General features: G+C 67.0%; 2 protein-coding genes. Both read right to left on the bottom strand.

Features of this window, described 5'->3' with window-relative positions; genetic code table 11:
• Positions 1-236 precede the first annotated feature (236 nt).
• Positions 237-638 carry an outer membrane protein assembly factor BamE gene (locus tag VIR09_RS07185; protein ID WP_332012253.1) on the bottom strand — a complete coding sequence of 134 codons (402 nt, stop codon included), beginning with the start codon at positions 636-638 and terminating at the stop codon, positions 237-239.
• Positions 639-700: 62 nt separating this feature from the next.
• Positions 701-1,767, bottom strand: a 1,067-nt coding sequence (locus VIR09_RS07180; protein WP_332012252.1) for a YadA family autotransporter adhesin, incomplete at its 5' end; no start/stop codon positions are given.

The following is a 1,767-nucleotide window of genomic DNA, read 5'->3' as shown; positions in this document are numbered from 1 at the left end:
GCGGGAGACGGCGCCGCCGCGGGAGACGGCGCCGCCGCGGGAGACGGCGCGGCCGCGGTTGACTGCTGGGTTTTCAAAGGCTGGCACGCCGCCAACAGGAGTGCCGACGAAGCAACGAGCGCGAAACGAAGAGCGTTTGGCATATGTGGGTATTTGAAGTGTCGAAGAACAGGCTGAAGCGTCAGCCCGGCATGGAAAATGGAGAAAGAGAATCCTGTCGATCAGGCGGCTGCCGGCTAACCCGCCTGCACCTGGGCGCAAGCCTCGGGCTTCCAGTGGAATTCGGAGGTCAGCCCATTCCTGTCGAACAGCACCTTGTACTGGCAGGCTTGCTCTCCGCCCGCCACGGGCAGGCGGAGCAGGTAGTCCCATTCCCTCACGCCGAATATGCCCTCTTGGTAATGGGGTACCCCCAGCAGCAGGTACATCTGGGTCTTGCTCAGCCCGGCGCGCACGGTGCGCAGGTTTTCCAGATTGGGCCAGACTCCGCCTTGCGGCCTGGCCAACGCAGGATCCGGAAACACCGGGTCAGCTGCGGAACCCGCCGCATCGATCCGGCTCAGGTTGCCGCAACCCGCCAGTGTCACCAGCGCCAGCAGGACGGTCGCGGGCGCTAGATGGCGGTGGAGGGAATGCATGGTTTTTTTCATGACGTTCAGGTCTTGGTTCCCATTGGAAGCGCAAGCAGCGCGAGAGCGGCTCACCACTGATAGCCCACACCGACCGACCCACCGTAGTCGCCGCGGGACGAGCTGCTGGCCAGGCCCTTGACGACCCATCTGCCGTTATCCGAGACCGTGGAAAGCCCCATGGCGAAACCGCTTTCACCACGCCACGTGCCCCCTCCCACGCTGAACATGCTCTTGCCCGGGAGATACGCCTGCGGCAGGGCGGCCATGGCCATGGCCGACGCGACGCCGGCGCTCAAGCGGTTGTCCTGGCGGCGCAGGTCTCCCTTGACGCTGGCGATCTGATTGCTCAGATTGCCCTCCACATCCCGCAGCTGATTCACGTTGACCGCATCGGTGCCCGCCGTGCCCGGCGCCACGTTGATAATCTGGCGCTCAGCGCCCGCCGCGCCCACGGAAACCGCACCGCTGCGGTCCGCCACCGAGCCGGCGCCCAGCGCCACCGAGTTGTTAGCCTCGGCCTTGCTGCCATTCCCCATCGCCGTCGCGTTTTCGCCGCTCGCCGTCGAGCCGCTGCCCATGGCGGTGCTATTTCCGCCTGAGGCCGTCGCGCCGTTGCCGACGGCGGTAGCGTTGTTGCCCGAAGCCGCGGCGCCGGCGCCGCCAGCCACCGAGTTCTTGCCTTCAGCCCTGGGCGCAACATTGCCGGCGTCCTGGCTGACCTGGAACATGCCATCGGCGCCGTTCTTCAGCTTGGTCACGTCGCCCTCTACCTGGGTCACACGGCCGTCCAGATCCTTGACGGCATCACCGACCTCCACCACGGATTGGTTGACGTCGCCGATGCGCTGGTCGGTGTAGTCGTTCGCCGCCTTCACCGCGCCATCCAGCTGGCGCAGGTTCACGGCGTCGGTGGCGTTGCGGCCGTCAGCCACGTTGCTGAGGGTACGCTCGGAACCCGGAGCGCCCACCGACACCGTGCCTGCCGTGTCGTTCTGCGCGTTCGAGTACTTGCCGGTGTAGGACTCCGCACCGCGATCGGCGATGGCGCCGTCTCCCAGTGCGACGTCGCCCTGCTGTCTGGCCTGCGCACCGGCGCCGATGGCCACCGCGCCTTCGGCGCCGGCAGCCGCCGCAT

It is taken from the genome of Achromobacter sp., assembly GCF_036567245.1.
Classification (GTDB): Bacteria; Pseudomonadota; Gammaproteobacteria; order Burkholderiales; family Burkholderiaceae_B; genus Achromobacter.
Note: the sequence above shows the minus strand (reverse complement) of the source record. Positions and strands in the feature narration are given on the sequence as shown.

Excerpts from the sequence above, each read along its gene's own strand:
- VIR09_RS07185 (WP_332012253.1), bottom strand. The coding sequence starts at position 638 with ATGCATTCCCTCCACCGCCATCTAGCGCCCGCGACCGTCCTGCTGGCG.